This window comes from Pseudomonas sp. KCJK9000 (assembly GCF_046230725.1).
Taxonomy (GTDB): Bacteria; Pseudomonadota; Gammaproteobacteria; order Pseudomonadales; family Pseudomonadaceae; genus Aquipseudomonas; species Aquipseudomonas promysalinigenes.
On the sequence record NZ_JBJJLN010000073.1, the window covers coordinates 1 to 15,405 of the forward strand.

General features: G+C 61.7%; 13 protein-coding genes and 1 pseudogene. 9 read left to right on the forward strand and 5 right to left on the reverse strand.

The genetic code is table 11. From position 1 onward, the window contains the following. Window positions 1-195 precede the first annotated feature (195 nt). Complete coding sequence (locus ACK59H_RS21070; RefSeq protein WP_261744601.1) at window positions 196-2,373, reverse strand: malate synthase G; 2,178 nt, start codon at window positions 2,371-2,373, stop codon at window positions 196-198. A 446-nt stretch (window positions 2,374-2,819) separates the two neighbouring features. Between ACK59H_RS21070 and ACK59H_RS21075 the strand changes: the two genes are divergently transcribed. Then, window positions 2,820-3,338: a glycine cleavage system protein R gene (locus ACK59H_RS21075; RefSeq protein WP_186478610.1), complete on the forward strand. Its 519-nt coding sequence runs from the start codon at window positions 2,820-2,822 to the stop codon at window positions 3,336-3,338. Window positions 3,339-3,577: 239 nt separating this feature from the next. Here ACK59H_RS21075 and rarD read toward each other — a convergent pair whose 3' ends face one another. From rarD to ACK59H_RS21095, 4 genes are all read right to left on the reverse strand, one after another. Continuing rightward, window positions 3,578-4,465 carry an EamA family transporter RarD gene (gene rarD / locus ACK59H_RS21080; RefSeq protein WP_207937679.1) on the reverse strand — a complete coding sequence of 296 codons (888 nt, stop codon included), beginning with the start codon at window positions 4,463-4,465 and terminating at the stop codon, window positions 3,578-3,580. A 55-nt stretch (window positions 4,466-4,520) separates the two neighbouring features. Further along, complete coding sequence (locus ACK59H_RS21085) at window positions 4,521-5,495, reverse strand: serine/threonine protein kinase (protein WP_060477431.1); 975 nt, start codon at window positions 5,493-5,495, stop codon at window positions 4,521-4,523. A 201-nt stretch (window positions 5,496-5,696) separates the two neighbouring features. Next, complete coding sequence (locus ACK59H_RS21090) at window positions 5,697-6,461, reverse strand: TOBE domain-containing protein (RefSeq protein WP_186478613.1); 765 nt, start codon at window positions 6,459-6,461, stop codon at window positions 5,697-5,699. 26 nt (window positions 6,462-6,487) lie between these two features. Next, window positions 6,488-7,225, reverse strand: a complete 738-nt coding sequence (locus ACK59H_RS21095; RefSeq protein WP_060477433.1) for a ComF family protein — start codon at window positions 7,223-7,225, stop codon at window positions 6,488-6,490. An 89-nt stretch (window positions 7,226-7,314) separates the two neighbouring features. On the opposite strand from ACK59H_RS21095, the gene bioB reads away from it, so the two are divergent. From bioB to ACK59H_RS21135, 8 genes and pseudogenes are all read left to right on the forward strand, one after another. Then, window positions 7,315-8,373 carry a biotin synthase BioB gene (gene bioB, locus ACK59H_RS21100; protein WP_409264876.1) on the forward strand — a complete coding sequence of 353 codons (1,059 nt, stop codon included), beginning with the start codon at window positions 7,315-7,317 and terminating at the stop codon, window positions 8,371-8,373. Window position 8,374: 1 nt separating this feature from the next. Then, window positions 8,375-9,547: an 8-amino-7-oxononanoate synthase gene (bioF, locus tag ACK59H_RS21105; RefSeq protein ID WP_060477435.1), complete on the forward strand. Its 1,173-nt coding sequence runs from the start codon at window positions 8,375-8,377 to the stop codon at window positions 9,545-9,547. Next, window positions 9,540-10,271, forward strand: coding sequence for an alpha/beta fold hydrolase (locus tag ACK59H_RS21110; protein ID WP_060477436.1), 732 nt, complete (start codon window positions 9,540-9,542; stop codon window positions 10,269-10,271). The genes bioF and ACK59H_RS21110 overlap by 8 nt, the downstream gene beginning before the upstream one ends. Further along, window positions 10,264-11,082 (forward strand): malonyl-ACP O-methyltransferase BioC, encoded by an 819-nt coding sequence (gene bioC / locus ACK59H_RS21115; protein ID WP_060477437.1) that lies wholly within the window; start codon window positions 10,264-10,266, stop codon window positions 11,080-11,082. The genes ACK59H_RS21110 and bioC overlap by 8 nt, the downstream gene beginning before the upstream one ends. Window positions 11,083-11,092: 10 nt before the next feature. Beyond that, on the forward strand, window positions 11,093-11,773 hold the full coding sequence (bioD, locus tag ACK59H_RS21120; RefSeq protein WP_060477438.1) for a dethiobiotin synthase: 681 nt from the start codon (window positions 11,093-11,095) through the stop codon (window positions 11,771-11,773). Between the two features lie 123 nt (window positions 11,774-11,896). Continuing rightward, window positions 11,897-12,193: a hypothetical protein gene (locus ACK59H_RS21125; protein WP_060477439.1), complete on the forward strand. Its 297-nt coding sequence runs from the start codon at window positions 11,897-11,899 to the stop codon at window positions 12,191-12,193. Window positions 12,194-12,561: 368 nt separating this feature from the next. Beyond that, window positions 12,562-14,367 (forward strand): phenylacyl-CoA dehydrogenase, encoded by a 1,806-nt coding sequence (locus ACK59H_RS21130; protein WP_060477440.1) that lies wholly within the window; start codon window positions 12,562-12,564, stop codon window positions 14,365-14,367. 211 nt (window positions 14,368-14,578) lie between these two features. Continuing rightward, window positions 14,579-15,405, forward strand: a pseudogene (locus ACK59H_RS21135) (GGDEF domain-containing protein); the annotation flags it as partial.

The following is a 15,405-nucleotide window of genomic DNA, read 5'->3' on the forward strand; positions in this document are numbered from 1 at the left end:
CAAACGTAGGAGCGAGCGCAGCTCGCGATGCGCCGCGCGGGCGGCGCTCGATCTCACAGCCGCCAAAAGGCTCAAATCGAACCCAAAAAAAATCCGACACCAGAACACTGGTATCGGATTTTTCGACCACAAGCCTGGACTCAAATGCTTAAGTGACCAGCATTAGCCGCATTGCAGCCCTTTTAACCAAGCCGCTTACAGCCCGTTACGTGCTTTGAACTCGCGGCGACGACGGTGCAGCACCGGCTCGGTGTAGCCGTTAGGCTGCTTGGCACCCTCGATTACCAGCTCGACAGCGGCCTGGAACGCGATGTTGTCGTCGAAGTTCGGCGCCATCGGACGGTACAGGGCGTCGCCGGCGTTCTGCTTGTCGACCACCGCAGCCATGCGCTTGAGGCTTTCCAGCACTTGCTCCTGGGTTACCACGCCATGGCGCAGCCAGTTGGCCAGCAACTGGGCCGAAATGCGCAGCGTGGCGCGGTCTTCCATCAGGCCGACATCGTTGATGTCCGGCACCTTCGAGCAACCCACGCCCTGATCGATCCAGCGCACGACATAGCCAAGGATGCCCTGGGCGTTGTTGTCCAGCTCGTTGCGGATTTCTTCGGCCGACCAATTGGTATCGGCTGCCAGCGGGATGGTCAGGATGTCATCGACCGACGCCGGGCTGCGCGAAGCCAGCTCCCGTTGACGCGCCTGCACATCGACCTTGTGGTAGTGCAAGGCGTGCAGGGTGGCTGCGGTTGGCGAAGGTACCCAGGCGGTATTGGCCCCAGCGAGCGGGTGAGCGATCTTCTGCTCGAGCATGGCGGCCATCAGGTCGGGCATGGCCCACATGCCTTTGCCGATTTGCGCACGGCCTTGTAACCCAGTGGCCAGGCCAACGTCGACGTTGTTGTTCTCGTAGGCGCCAATCCACTTCTCGTTCTTCATGGCGCCTTTGCGTACCACGGCGCCGGCTTCCATCGAGGTGTGGATTTCGTCGCCGGTGCGGTCGAGGAAGCCGGTGTTGATGAACACCACACGCTCGGCGGCTGCCTTGATGCAGGATTTGAGGTTGACCGTGGTACGGCGCTCCTCGTCCATGATGCCGACTTTGACGGTGTTGCGCGGCATGCCCAGCAAGTCTTCGACACGGCTGAAGATTTCTGCGGCGAAGGCGACTTCTTCAGGGCCGTGCATTTTCGGTTTGACGATGTAGACGCTGCCAGTGCGGGTGTTCTTGCGGCTGGTGTTGCCGTTGAGGTTGTGCAGGGCGATCAGGTTGGTGAACAGGCCGTCCTGGATACCCTCGGGGATTTCGTTGCCCTGGCCGTCGAGAATCGCCGGGTTGGTCATCAGGTGGCCGACGTTGCGCACAAACAGCAGTGAACGGCCGTGCAGGGTAACGCTGCCGCCATTGGGGGCGGCGTATTCGCGATCCGGGTTCATGGTGCGGGTGAAGGTCTTGCCACCTTTGCTCACGCTTTCGGCCAGGTCGCCTTTCATCAGGCCCAGCCAGTTGCGGTAGACGATGACCTTGTCATCGGCATCGACGGCAGCGACGGAGTCTTCGCAGTCCATGATGGTGGTCAGCGCCGACTCCATCAGGATGTCTTTGACGCCGGCGGCATCGGTACTGCCGACTGGGGTGTTGGCATCGACCTGGATTTCGAAGTGCAGGCCGTTGTGCTTGAGCAGCACGGCAGTAGGCGCCTTGGCGTCGCCATGGAAACCGATCAGTTGCGCATCATCGCGCAAGCCACTGTTGCTGCCACCCTTGAGGGTGACCACAAGCTTGCCGTCTTCGATGCGGTAGCCGGTGGAGTCGACATGGGAGCCTGCAGCGAGGGGTGCGGCTTCGTCGAGGAAGGCGCGGGCGAAGGCGATGACTTTATCGCCACGCAGCTTGTTGTAGCCCTGGCCTTTTTCGGCGCCGCCTTCATCGCTGATGGCATCGGTGCCGTACAGCGCGTCATACAGCGACCCCCAACGGGCGTTGGCGGCGTTCAATGCGAAGCGGGCGTTCATCACCGGCACGACCAGCTGTGGGCCGGCCATGTGGGCGATTTCTTCGTCCACATTCTGGGTGGTGGCCTGGAAATCGTCGGCTTGTGGCAGTAGGTAGCCGATTTCCTGGAGGAATGCTTTGTAGGCTACGGCGTCGTGTGCCTGGCCTTTGCGTGCCTGGTGCCAGGCGTCGATCTTGGCTTGCAGCTCGTCGCGCTTGGCGAGCAGGGCTTTGTTCTTTGGAGCGAGGTCATTGATGATCTTCTCAGCACCGGCCCAGAACTGCTCGGCGACGATGCCGGTCCCTGGGATGGCTTCGTTGTTGACGAAGTCATACAGGACCTTGGCGACCTGAAGGCCACCGACTTGAACGTATCCAGTCATTGCTTGCCTCACTCTGCTCAGCTATTTCGCTCTTCTGTATTAAGCCTGTAGCGCTTCTCTAAACACGTACCAGTGCATGCCCTCATCCAGTGGCGAGAGCGGCTGGGTGCGGCCTGCCAGACGGGCTGGCAGACAGTGTGCGTATTTTCACAGGCGCCTTGGCAGACATCCAAACGACGTTTTGTAGTCCGCGCCACGGGATACTACATGAAGCAGTAGGCGAGGCAAAATCAGACTAAAAGCGCCGTTCTGCGACCAGGTGGTCGCGTAGGGTCACGCTGGGAGAGCGTATGTTCGCAAAAAACAGGTAGATTGTTCCAGATAAATCTTGAAACAGTACACGATTGCTTGTGTTGAACGCCCTGCGGCAGGTTGCCGCGCCTTGCCTATACTCAACCGATCCCCATATTCGCCGCCTTGCGCGGCCCGACGCTGAGGTAGGGCTTGTGGATCATCTTGTGTTGACCGTAATCGCCCCGGACAAGGCCGGGCAGGTGGAGCGCGTTGCCCAATGCATCGCCGAGCATAACGGCAACTGGCTCGAAAGCCGTATGTTGCGGATGGCCGGCCAGTTCGCCGGGATTTTGCGGGTGGCGGTGCCGGCGGAAAACTACGATGAGCTGGTGGCGGCGCTGCAGGCCCTGGGGCAGTACGAAATTCGTGTGCTGATCGCTGAAAGCGGCGTGGAGCCTTCATGCACCTGGAAGCCAATCGCCATGGAGCTGGTAGGTAATGACCGCCCCGGCATCGTGCGCGATATCACCCGGTTGCTGGCCGAGCAGGGGGTGAACCTTGAGCGATTCACCACCGAGGTGCGCCCGGCACCGATGAGCAGCGAGCCGCTGTTCCATGCCGATGCGCTGTTGGCACTGCCTTTGGCGCTGTCGCTGGATGATCTGCAGCAGAAGCTGGAAAGCCTGGCGGACGACCTGATGGTGGAGTTGACCCTACGGCCGCAGGACTGAACGGATATGCACAAGCCCAGGGGTGGAGTTATCCCGGTTTCACGGGGAAGGCCCTGTGGATAACCTGGGGGCTCAGCCCGCGAGCCCAGGTGTCCCGCAGGCTCTAGAGGTTTGAACAAAAAACGTACAAGCATCAGGCGGTTGTGCACAAAGCGCGGGGACGAGGGTGTGGATAACCTCTGGAGATATCGTTGCAGGCCAGGCATTACGGGGCCTGCAACGATTAGATCGTTTTTTGATCAGGCGCGTTTGCGTAGATTTATCCAAGCGTCGACGCTGTAGATCACCAAGCCCGCCCAAATGAAGATGAACGCCACCAGGGTGCTAGGCGACAAATGTTCATCGAACAGCAGCACGGCCTGCAGCAGTACCAAGGTTGGCGCCAGGTACTGCAAAAAGCCAAGCGTGGTGTAGGGTAGGTGGCGAGCAGCGGCGTTGAAGCAGACCAGCGGCACCAGGGTCACCGGCCCTGCTGCCATCAGCCATAAGGCCTCGCTACTGCTGTAGAAGGTGGCCTGCGCGCTCATCGCCGTGGGGTGCAACAGCAACCAGCCCAGCGCCAACGGCACCAGCATCCAGGTTTCTACCACCAGGCCAGGCAGCGCTGCTACCGGTGCCTGCTTGCGAATCAGGCCGTAAAAGCCAAAGGTCAGTGCCAATGCCAGCGATACCCACGGCAGGCTCCCGACTTGCCAAACCTGCTGTGCGACGCCCACTGCCGCCATCATCACCGCCAGCCATTGCAGGCGGCGCAGGCGCTCGCCGAGCAGCAGCATGCCCAGCAGCACATTGATCAAAGGGTTGATGTAGTAGCCAAGGCTGGCTTCAAGCATGCGGCCATTGTTCACTGCCCACACGTAGGTCAGCCAGTTGGCGGCGATCAAGGTACCGCTCAGGGCCAGAATCGCCAGCCGGCGGGGGTTTTCACGCAGCTCGCGCCACCAGCCGGGGTGTTTCCACGCCAGTAGCAACAGTGAACCGAATAGGGCCGACCAGAGCACCCGGTGAACGATGATCTCGACTGCTGGGACGCTTTGAATGGCCTTGAAGTAGATGGGGAACAGGCCCCAGATGATGTAGGCACTCAGGCCCAGAAGGTACCCGCGACGCGGGTTTGCAGCGTGCATTTCAAATCCTTGCTGAATGAAGCGATGGCTATTGTAGACAGAGGCAGGCGCCTTTCTAGAACAATTTCAGGGGTAATTCATCCAGTGCTGCCCGTTGCTCGCGCAGCGCGAGTATCTGGTCGCCCCAGTATCGCGGCTGGCCGAACCACGGGAAGCTAGGCGGGAATGCGGGGTCGTCCCAGCGCCTGGCCAGCCAGGCGCTGTAGTGCAGCTGGCGCAGGGCGCGTAACGGTTCGATCAGGGCCAGCTCACGGGGGTCGAAGTCGTGGAACTCGTTGTAGCCATCGATCAGCTCGGCCAACTGCCCAAGCCGTTCCTCGCGGCTACCGGCGAGCATCATCCATAGGTCCTGCACGGCCGGGCCCATGCGGCAATCATCAAGGTCGACCACGTGGTACACCTCGTCGCGGTGCATCAGGTTGCCTGGGTGCAGGTCACCGTGCAGTCGAATGACCTGATGGGGCGTGCGCGCATAGATGTCTTCGACCTGTTTGAGCAGGTCGCGGGCCACGGACTCGAAGGCGGGCAACAGGTCCTTTGGAACGAAACCGCCGTCGAGCAGGGTGTTCAGCGAGGCATGGCCGAAGTTGTCCACAGCCAAAGCCTCGCGGTGTTCGAACGGCCGTGCAGCGCCCACCGCATGCAGGCGGCCAAGCAACTGTCCGAGGCGATATAGCTGGTCAAGGTTGCCGGGCTCGGGTGCGTGGCCACCCCGGCGCGGGAACAGGGTAAAGCGAAAGCCGTTGTGCTCGAACAGGGTCTGCCCGCCGTGTTGCAACGGCGCGACTACCGGTACCTCGCAGTCTGCCAGCTCGGCAGTGAACTGGTGCTCTTCCAGAATCGCTGCATCGCTCCAGCGGCCTGGGCGGTAGAACTTGGCGATCAGCGGTTGCGCATCCTCGATGCCTATTTGATAGACGCGGTTTTCGTAGCTGTTCAGCGCCAGCACCCGAGCATCGCTGAGAAAGCCAAGGCTTTCCACGGCATCAAGGACCAGGTCTGGCGTGAGGGTATCGAACGGGTGCGACATGAAAGCTCCGGAGCTACGCGAGGTGCAGTGAAGCTACAGTGTAATGAATGCGCGGGGGCCTGACATTTTTGCCCTGCTTGGGGTTGTTTTACCTTGCCGATCAATCGCTCTGGCATTCGGCAGTTGCGTCGCCACGGTCAAGGCCCCGTTCATTCACAGCTACTGCAAAATCGCAGACCGGCGGGCGGCAGTTCGCCCAACTCAGGCCGGCACGCCCAACAGCACACTGGAGGGATGAAACTGGACGCGTATCGGTTGGCCAGCCAGCAAGTGTCGTTGCGCCAGCCAATCGGCCTCGGCGAAGGCACATAGGGTCTGGCCGTTGCCCAGGGTCAAGCGCACTTCGCTGGGGCCTTCAGGGTCGGCCAGCACTTGTTCGATAGTGGCTGACAGGCAGTTGCTGCCAGCTTCAGGCTCGTCGTTGTCGTCCAGCAGCGTTACCCAGCCAGCCTTGAGCAATGCCACCACGGCGCAACCAAGGGTCAGGTCCAGGCGTGCAGTGCTGTCTTGCGTGATCAATGCATCGATTTGTACGGCACCGCCCAGTGCCAGGGTGACTCGGTCATGTCGCCCTTCACGGCGCAGGCCGCTGACCTGCCCCTGCAACTGGTTGCGCGCACTGGTACGCAACATCAGGCGCCCGAGCAGCTCGAGGTCCGAAGACTGCTCGGCGGCTTCGAGCAGCTGGGCTTGCAGGCTTTGCAAACGTTGGTAGAGGCGCAGCACCCGTTCGCCCTCGCTCGACAGCCGCGCGCCGCCACCGCCACGCCCGCCCGTGCTGCGCTCGACCAGCGGCAGGCTGGCCAGATTGTTGAGTTCATCGATCGCATCCCAGGCAGCTTTGTAGCTGATACCGGCCGCTTTCGCCGCACGGGTGATCGAGCCTTGTTCAGCAATGTGCTGAAGCAGTGCAATGCGCTGTGGGCGACGGGCGATGTGCTGAGTGAGGAGTGCGGGCAGGGACATATGGGCGCCTATCATGAACTTAGTCTTCAAGCTTGCCCCGGTTTCGCCGTGCGTGCCAGGCAATACACGTCGATCCTGCGCGCACCGGCCTGGCGCAGCACCTGTGCGATGGCCTGGGCCGTGGCCCCGGTGGTCAGTACGTCATCGACCACTGCGACGTGCTGACCTTCAAGCGACGTACCGTTGGCCAGGGCGAAAGCCTGGCGCAGGTTGCCACGCCGGGCCTTGGCATCGAGGTGCTGTTGTGCCGGGGTTTCCCGCGTGCGCAGCAGCAACCGCTCATCGCACTCGATAGCCAGTGCCTTGGCCAGCCAGCGCCCCAGCATGCCCGCCTGGTTGAAGCCGCGTTCGCGCAGCCGGCGCCGAGCCAAGGGTACTGGCAACAGCAGGCTTGGTTTGCGTAGCCCCTCATCGAAGCGGTAGCGCAGGTTCATGGCCAGCAACTCGGCCATCAACCGGCCAAGTGGCCATTGGCTGTTGTGTTTGAAACGGCTGATCAGCGTGTCCAGCGGGAACCCGTAATGCCAGGGGGCCACCACCTGATCGAAAGGCGGTGGCCTGCGGCTGCACTGAGCGCAGGTCAGGTTGGCCATCGGCAAGGGCAGCGCGCAGCGCAGGCAGTACTCCTCCAGCCAGGGAAGCTCCTGTTCGCAAGGCACGCACAGCGGGTAGCGCTGTTGCGCAGGCTCGCTGCACAGTAAACAAAGGTGGTTAATATTTATACACTTGTTGACCAGCAACTTTAGCCAAGGTTGACAGTTCATAGGGCTTCCATGAGTATGCGAGCTATCCGTGATGCGCTGGCAGGCACTTGTGCCTCGGCGCCAGCTACAGCCTAAACAAGGAAACGCCGATGAGCGCCAGCACAACTGCAACAACACGTCACGACTGGTCACTGCCTGAGGTCAAGGCGTTGTTCCAGCAGCCGTTCAATGACCTGCTGTTCCAGGCGCAAACCGTGCACCGCGCGCATTTCGACCCCAACCGTGTGCAGGTGTCGACCTTGTTGTCGATCAAAACCGGCGCCTGCCCGGAGGATTGCAAATATTGTCCGCAGTCCGGCCACTACAACACGGGGCTGGAAAAACAGAAGCTGATGGAAGTGCAGAAGGTGCTGGAAGAGGCCGCTCGCGCCAAAGCCATCGGCTCCACCCGGTTTTGCATGGGCGCGGCGTGGAAGCATCCGTCGGCCAAGGACATGCCCTACGTGTTGGAAATGGTCAAGGGCGTGAAAGCCATGGGTCTGGAAACCTGCATGACCCTCGGCAAGCTCGACCAAGAGCAGACCGCCGCCCTGGCCCAGGCTGGGTTGGACTATTACAACCACAACCTCGATACCTCGCCGGAGTTCTACGGCAGCATCATTACTACCCGTACTTACAGCGAACGCCTGCGGACCTTGGCTTACGTGCGTGAGGCTGGGATGAAGATCTGTTCGGGCGGCATCCTGGGCATGGGTGAGTCGCTGGACGACCGCGCAGGCTTGCTGATTCAGCTGGCCAACCTGCCCGAGCACCCTGAATCGGTGCCGATCAACATGCTGGTGAAGGTCGCTGGCACGCCGCTGGCCGAAGAACAAGACGTCGATCCGTTCGACTTCATTCGCATGCTCGCAGTGGCGCGTATCCTCATGCCCAAGTCGCACGTGCGCCTGTCCGCTGGCCGCGAGCAGATGAACGAGCAAATGCAGGCACTGGCGTTCATGGCTGGCGCCAACTCGATTTTCTACGGCGAGAAGCTGCTGACTACCGCCAACCCGCAGGCTGACAAGGACATGCAGCTGTTCGCTCGCCTGGGCATCGAGCCCGAGGCGCGCGAAGAGCATGCCGACGAAGTGCACCAGGCCGCCATCGAGCAGGCGCTGGTCGAGCAACGCAGCAGCGATCTGTTCTACGACGCCGCGTCAGCCTGAAATGGCCTTCGATCTGGCGGCGCGCCTGGCCGAACGGCGCGCCGCAGACCTGTATCGGCAGCGGCCCTTGTTGCAGAGCCCACAGGGGCCGGAAGTGGTGGTCGATGGGCAACGCTTGCTGGCCTTCTGCAGCAATGACTATCTGGGGCTGGCCAACCACCCTGAGGTGATCGCCGCTTGGCAGGCTGGCGCCCAACAGTGGGGTGTCGGTGGCGGTGCTTCGCATCTGGTGGTCGGCCACAGCACGCCGCATCATGCCGTCGAAGAGGCGTTGGCCGAACTCACTGGCCGCCCGCGCGCGCTGCTGTTTTCCACAGGCTACATGGCCAACCTCGGCGCCATCACCGCGCTGGTGGGGCAGGGCGACACCGTGCTGCAGGACCGCCTGAACCATGCCTCGCTGTTGGACGGCGGCTTGCTCAGTGGTGCCCGCTTCAGCCGTTACCTGCACAACGACCCAACCAGCCTGGCCAGCCGGCTGAGCAAGGCTGCCGGCAACACGCTTGTAGTCACCGACGGTGTATTCAGCATGGACGGTGACCTTGCCGACTTGCCGGCACTGGCTGGCGTGACTCGCGCCGCCGGTGCTTGGCTGATGGTCGATGACGCCCATGGGTTGGGTACTCTGGGGGCTCAAGGTGGCGGCATCGTCGAGCACTTCGGCCTGGGTATCGACGATGTGCCAGTGTTGATTGGTACCCTCGGCAAGGGCTGCGGCACCGCCGGTGCCTTCGTCGCCGGCAGCGACGAATTGATCGAGACACTGGTTCAGTTCGCCCGGCCTTACATCTACACCACCAGCCAGCCCCCGGCGCTGGCTTGCGCCACACTCAAGAGCCTGCAGTTGCTGCGCCGTGATACCTGGCGCCGCGAGCATCTGGCGGCATTGATCCGCAAGTTTCGCCTGGGCGCCGAGCAGATTGGCCTGCGACTGATGGACAGCCCGACACCGATCCAGCCAATCATGGTGGGTGACAGTGCCAAGGCTGTTGAACTGTCACGCATGTTGCGCGAACGCGGTTTGCTGGTGACCGCCATCCGCCCGCCGACGGTGCCGGCCGGCAGCGCTCGGCTGCGGGTAACCTTGAGCGCGGCGCACAGTGAGGCGCAAGTGCAGCTATTGTTGAATGCATTGGCCGAGTGTTATCCACAGCTGGAGGCCGCCGATGCGTAACCGTCTGATCCTTCTTCCAGGTTGGGGGTTGGGCCCCGCCGCCCTAGAACCCCTCGCCGCCAGCCTGCGGGCACAGGACACGCGCCTGCAAGTCGAGCTTATGCCACTGCCGGAATTGGCAGATGCCGATGTGCAGGCCTGGGTCGACTACCTTGACCGCAAGCTGCCCAACGATACCTGGCTGGGTGGCTGGTCGCTGGGCGGGATGCTCGCCAGCGAGCTGGCGCGCAAGCGCGGCGACCATTGCTGCGGCTTGCTGACCTTGGGCAGTAACCCCAGTTTCGTGGCCCGTGCCGATTGGCCCCATGGCATGGCCGTGGACACCTTCGGCACCTTCCTCGATGGATGTCGCAGCCACACCTCGGTAACCCTCAAGCGTTTCCGTACGCTGTGCAGCGACGGCGCCCTGCAGCCACGCACGCTGTTGCGGCAATTGGGCGTGGGTATACCGGACACCGACCCTCTGTACCTTGCCAATGGCCTTGAAGTACTGGCCAAGCTCGATACCCGTGCAGCCTTGCAGGCCTATGACGGCCCGCAGCTGCACCTGTTCGCTGGCAGCGATGCACTGGTACCGGCCGAGGCGGCCAAGGCGCTGAGCGAATTGCTGCCGGACGTTGAAGTCGGCCTGGTCGAAGAGAGTTCCCACGCCTTTTTGCTGGAATATCCCCAGGAACTGGCGGCGGGCATCAAGAGTTTCCTGCATGAGAGTGGCGATGACTGACCTTTCCCATCCAACCCTGCCCGGTACCTTGCCTGACAAGCGCCAGGTGGCGGCTTCGTTCTCCCGAGCAGCGGCCAGCTACGACAGCGTCGCGGCCCTGCAGCGGGCTGTCGGGGTGAGCTTGCTGGCGCAGTTGCCTGAAGACCTGGCGCCGTCGCGCTGGCTGGACCTAGGCAGTGGCACTGGCTATTTCAGCCGAGTGCTGGGCGAGCGCTTCGCGCGGGCAACCGGTGTGGCGGTGGATATCGCTGAAGGTATGTTGCGCCATGCTCGGGGCGAGCGGGGTGGAGCGCAGTACCTGATTGCGGGTGACGCCGAGCGCCTGCCACTGGGGGATGCCTGCGTCGACCTGGTGTTCAGCAGCCTGGCGGTGCAGTGGTGCAGCCAGTTCGCCATGGTGCTGGAAGAAGCGCGCCGGGTACTTCGCCCAGGCGGTGTGCTGGCCTTCAGCAGCCTGTGCGTCGGTACGCTCGAGGAGTTGCGTGCCAGCTGGCAGGCGGTGGACGGCATGGTGCATGTGAACCGCTTTCGGCGCTTGCAGGACTACCAGAACCTGTGTGCAGCCAGCGGCCTGGAACCGCTCAGCCTGCAACGCCAGGCCCATGTGCTGCACTACCCGGATGTGCGTAGCCTGACCCATGAACTCAAGGCACTCGGCGCCCACAACCTCAACCCCGGGCGGCCCTCTGGCCTGACCGGCCGTGCCCGTGTGCAAGGCCTGATGCAGGCCTATGAAGCATTTCGCCAGCCCCAGGGGCTGCCCGCCACCTATCAGGTGGTCTATGGTGTCATGCGCAAGCCACAGGCATAAGAGGACCGAGATGAGCCAGGCCTATTTCATCGCCGGCACCGACACCGATGTCGGCAAGACCACCATTGCTGCGGGGCTTTTGCATGCGGCGCGCTTGCAAGGGCTGAGTACCCTGGGCGCCAAGCCAGTGGCTTCGGGTTGCACAATGACTGCCAAGGGCTTGCGCAACAGCGACGCTCAGGCGCTGATCGATGAGAGCTCGATCAAGCTCGACTACCAGCAGGTCAACCCGTTTGCCTTCGAGCCGGCCATCGCCCCCCATGTGGCTGCCCGTGAGGCCGGTGTTGCGCTGGAGGTGGCTGCTTTGGCCAGGGCCATGCGGCATGTGCTGGACCAGGGAGCTGACTTCACTCTGGTTGAGGGTGCAGGCGGTTGGCGTGTGCCGTTGTCCGACCAGGCCAATCTGTCCGACCTGGCTATTGCCCTGAAGCTGCCGGTGATTCTGGTGGTGGGCGTGCGGTTGGGTTGTATCAACCACGCGCTGCTCAGTGCCGAGGCGATCGCCCGCGACGGGCTGCAACTGGCGGGTTGGGTAGCCAATGTGATCGAGCCAAAGACCGCGCGCCTGGAGGAAAACCTGGCCAGTCTGGCGGAGCGCTTGCCGGCGCCGTGCCTGGGGCGCGTGCCGAAACTCAAGCAGGCTAGCGCCGATGCTGTGGCAGAACACTTACAGCTCGACCTACTGGATTGAAGCTGGGCCATATACTCTCGGCCTATGAGCTGGCACCGGGCCATTAGCTATTTAAAAGAGCCATTTCATCCTCGGGCTGCTTTAATGGAGCATGTTTACACCCAGTTTCATTGGAGTCGTGCCATGCAAATCAGCGGCAGCACCGCGTACTACGCGGGCCTCAATACCATCTACAACGGCCAGAACCGTGTCGATCAGGCTGCAGGCCAGATCGCTAGCAGTTCGGTCGAGCGCGCTGCCACCAGCCAGTCAAGCGACTTCCAGGCCGAGCGCCTGCGTGGGGTGGATCGAAGCCAGCAGATGGACTTGGCCACTAGCACCGTACAACTTGCCCTCGGCAAGACCGAAACCGAACTGGGTGTGAAAGTGGCCAAGGCCTCCGACGAAATGCTCGGTCGATTTATCGACACTTACGCCTGATTCCTTTCTCTCGCGGCTTCATGCCGTGGTACCTAGGGCATCGTCAGTCTGCGGGTGGCTACGCGGCTAAAGCCGCTCCCGCAGGCTTGTAGGTGACCTCGACAATCGCCCGCCTGCCAGTTAGTACATCCATTCATCGCCGTTTTCCCTTTTGCGTCTTCACGGATCGATCCGCTTGCGCAGCCGATTGACGCTCGGTTTGGCTCGTATGGCATAAGAGCCATTTTTCGTGGCGTAAATGGCACCATAGTCACTTCTTGACATCCGGGCGTGCTAAACGTAAGTTTCAAACAACTGTTTGACCGAAAGCCGACAAGAGCTGGTTGGTATCAGCGGTCCCCCAGAACTCATCACAGAGGTTCATCGCAATGCCTGATTACAAAGCCCCCTTGCGTGATATTCGTTTCGTGCGCGACGAGCTGCTCGGCTACGAGGCGCACTATCAGAGCCTGCCGGGTTGCCAGGACGCAACGCCCGACATGGTCGATGCAATCCTGGAAGAAGGCGCGAAGTTCTGTGAGCAGGTACTGTCGCCGCTGAACCGTGTCGGCGATCAGGAAGGTTGCACCTGGAGCGAGTCGGGCGTGAAGACACCGACCGGCTTTAAGGAAGCCTACGCGCAATTCGTCGAAGGTGGCTGGCCAAGCCTGGCCCATGACGTCGAGCACGGCGGCCAAGGCCTGCCAGAGTCGTTGGGCCTGGCCCTGAGCGAAATGGTCGGTGGTTCGAACTGGTCGTGGGGCATGTACCCAGGCCTGTCCCATGGCGCGATGAACACCATCTCCGCCCACGGTACCGCCGAGCAGCAGCACACCTACCTGACCAAGCTGGTGTCCGGCGAATGGACCGGCACCATGTGCCTGACCGAGCCGCATTGCGGCACCGACCTGGGCATGCTGCGGACCAAGGCCGAGCCTCAGGCCGATGGCAGCTACAAAGTGTCCGGCACCAAGATTTTCATCTCGGCCGGCGAACACGACATGGCCGGCAACATCGTCCACATCGTGCTGGCACGCCTGCCGGACGCTCCGGCTGGCACCAAAGGCATTTCGCTGTTCATCGTGCCGAAGTTCCTGCCTAACGCAGAGGGCGGGGTGGGTGAGCGCAACGGTGTGAGCTGCGGCTCCATCGAGCACAAGATGGGCATCCACGGTAATGCTACCTGTGTGATGAACTTCGATGGCGCAACCGGCTACCTGATTGGCCCGGCCAACAAAGGCCTGAACTGCATGTTCACCTTCATGAACACTGCACGCCTGGGTACCGCGCTGCAAGGCCTGGCCCATGCCGAGGTAGCCTTCCAGGGTGGCCTGAAGTATGCCCGTGAGCGCCTGCAGATGCGTTCCCTGACCGGCCCTAAAGCACCGGACAAAGCCGCAGACCCGATCATCGTCCACCCTGACGTGCGCCGTATGCTGCTGACCATGAAGGCGTTCGCTGAAGGTAACCGCGCGATGGTGTACTTCACTGCCAAGCAGGTCGACATCGTCAAGTACAGCCAGGACGAAGAAGAGCGCAAGAAGGCCGACGCCTTGCTGGCGTTCCTCACCCCGATCGCCAAGGCTTTCATGACCGAGGTGGGCTTCGAGGCGGCCAACCATGGTGTGCAGATTTACGGTGGCCACGGTTTCATTGCTGAGTGGGGCATGGAGCAGAACGTGCGCGATAGCCGCATCTCCATGCTGTACGAAGGCACCACCGGCATCCAGGCACTCGACCTGCTCGGGCGCAAGGTGCTGATGACCCAGGGCGAAGCACTCAAGGGCTTCACCAAGATCGTGCACAAGTTCTGCCAGTCGCAGGAAGGCAATGACGCGGTCAAAGAGTTCGTCGAGCCATTGGCTGCGCTGAACAAGGAGTGGGGCGAGCTGACCATGAAAGTGGGGATGGCCGCGATGAAGGACCGTGAAGAAGTCGGTGCCGCTTCGGTGGACTACCTGATGTATTCCGGTTACGCATGCCTGGCCTACTTCTGGGCCGACATCGCCCGCCTGGCCGCCGAAAAGCTGGCTGCCGGCACTAGCGAAGAGGCCTTCTACACCGCCAAGCTGCAGACCGCACGCTTCTACTTCCAGCGCATTCTGCCGCGTACTCGCACCCATGTGGCCTCCATGCTGTCTGGCGCAAACAACCTGATGGATATGAAAGAAGAGGACTTCGCGCTGGGTTACTAAGCCTGCTTGAGGTTGCGCTTTGAAGAAACCGCTCCCAGTGAGCGGTTTTTTTCGTCCGGATATTTAGCTTTGCCAAAGCGCTCAGGCAAGAAATGCTCAAGCCGCATGCCGCCGCTGCCGTTAACCCACCCGGGAACTCATCTATTCACGTGTGCTGCCGATGAAGTAAAGGCACAATGCCATTATTGATCTGCCGGGTTGGAGATTGCCCTTGTTTCGTTTAAATGCTGTTCGCGCGAGCCATTTCCTGCCTTCGCTGTTTCTATTACTGGCTGGGCTTGCGGCGGCGTATGTGAGGGACCTTAGCGTTTTCTTCACTTCATTGTTCAACGTGCTTCCCACGCTGGTACTGCTGCTCGGTGGTGCCTATTGCGCTGTCTATCGCCGCCAGCGTGAGCTGTTTCTGATGGTCACGGTGTACATCGCCTACTTCCTACTCGACACGCAGACCGACTACTACCGCGACAACGGCCGCGTGCGTGAGGACGCCGCGGTGGTTTTCCACCTGGTGTGCTTGTTGCTGCCAGCCTTATATGGCCTGTTCGGTCTTTGGCAGGAGCGCACCCACCTGGCACAGGACCTGCTGGCCCGTTTTGCAGTGCTGTTCGCAGTCGGCAGCGTTGCACTGGCCTTGGAGCAGAGCTTTCCCGAGGCGCTGCTGGGCTGGTTGGCCGAAATACGCTGGCCCTCGTTGCATGGCCAGTGGATGAGCCTGATCCAGATGGTTTACCCGCTGTTTTTCCTGGTACTGGTGCTGCTGGGGGTTCAATACCTGCGCGAGCCGCGGCCGTTGCATGCAGCGCAGCTGATCGGCTTGATCGGTATCTTCTGGATGCTGCCCAAGACGTTCATCCTGCCCTTCACCCTGAACATCATGTGCAGCCAGGTGATGTTGATGATTGCCGCTGCGGTATCCCACGAGGCCTACCAGATGGCCTTTCGTGACGAACTGACCGGGCTACCTGGGCGCCGCGCGTTGAACGAGCGCATGCAGCGCCTTGGGCGCAACTACGTGATCGCAATGACCGACGTGGATCA